The 1542-nt window shown below is 43.7% G+C and carries 1 protein-coding gene; it reads right to left on the reverse strand.

Going from position 1 to position 1542, the window contains the following annotated elements:
* Positions 1–288: 288 nt before the first annotated feature.
* Positions 289–1542 (reverse strand): Bgr_08870 family protein (locus ACFILT_RS04705; protein ID WP_375679668.1); only part of this gene is annotated, 1254 nt, incomplete at its 5' end.

The following is a 1542-nucleotide window of genomic DNA, read 5'->3' on the forward strand; positions in this document are numbered from 1 at the left end:
AGGGGCTGTAACAACCGCCCCAATGGCGGTCTGATCAAATGTTGCTAAAGGACGAGAATCCTCACCAGCCTCTACAATGCGAATCCCATGATTAAATTCTGTTGCCATATTGCTCTCCAAATCAATGAAGAGACTATAACAACAAGCGCACTCTCTCATAAGCCTGACACTGTCAGTCAAAAAAAGCCCTTTAAAAGGCTTTTAAAGAGCGATAAAAGGACTTAAAAACATATAAGCCTGCTTATACAACAGCTATCCATTTGACTTGTGCTATCTTTGGTTATGTAATTAATCTTTCCATAATCTTATGAGGACAGCACCATCTGCTCCAGCACCACTTGGAGAAGAATCAGCATGAGCACCAGCCCCGCCGCCGCCAAAACCACGCCCTGCTTTTCCCGAACTATAGGAACCTTTGCCGACTCCTCCAGAGCCACCCCTTGATGTATCACCTCCAGCATCACCGCCATTACCGCNATCTGTTGCTAAACCAAAGTTTCCACCAATCCCTCCAGCACCACCAGAGCCTGAATAGTAGGTAGTCGTACTACCACCAAATCCCGTGTGAGATTGATAGGCAAAAGCACCCCCACCACCATATCCTCCTGTCGCGGTCATAAAATTCTTTCCAACAGCTGTTGTTCCTCCAGAATTTCCTGTCGCACTGCGTGATGCAACAGAAGCGCCTCCTTTACCAATTGTGATATCCTCATGCCCTTTTAAACTCGCTTTATAGCCATACCATACTGAACAACCGCCTCCGCCGCCTCCTAAATATGAACTATAAGCTCCACCACCACTACCCCCACCACCCCATGCTTGGATTTCAACTTTAGTTTTATCCGTGACCCAATCGGGCCATTGAATTTTCCCATCTTGCGTATAGAGCAATTCAGCATCAGCAATAATGAGTTTATTAAGCAAATTTTTTTTGATGTTTTTAATTTCCTGCTTGAGAATATCTATTTCTGATTTCGTATAAACAAGATCTCCATCGACCCTCAAAGGTCCTTTAAGAAAGCTTCCATTTGTGCTTAAACTTGTCACCGTTTCACCATTATGAATAAGGCTAAACGACGAATTGCCCAAAAGCTCTAAGGCACCACTCATTGTGACTTTGCTGGTAAATTTATTATAACTTTGCCATTCATTGGGGCTTGTGAGGCAACCATAGCTTGTGAGATCTTCGTTAAGCTTGGCTCTAAAATCGTCAAGACCCACGATATCTTCGGTTTTATGTTGGTGCGCGCCTAACAGGGAGACAGCACTGCCAAAGGTAAAGTTATTGTTGCTTGATTTGTAGAGAACATAGTTGTTAGCGGCATCTTTTGCCCCCTCGATATCGCTTAAATCAGCAAAAGTGAAGGTTTTATCCGCTGCCATTTTGCCATTGAGAGCGCTTTCTAGATTTGTGATTTCGCTTATGCTATGCGTGTGTTGTAAAGGTGCTTTTTCGTTTATCTTTTCCTCAACAGCCAAAAGAGCTTGATCAATTTTGGTCAAGTTTTCCCGCAAGATTGGGAATTCAGAACTGATAAAGCG

This window comes from Bartonella sp. AP7XZML, assembly GCF_042195745.1.
GTDB lineage: Bacteria > Pseudomonadota > Alphaproteobacteria > Rhizobiales > Rhizobiaceae > Bartonella.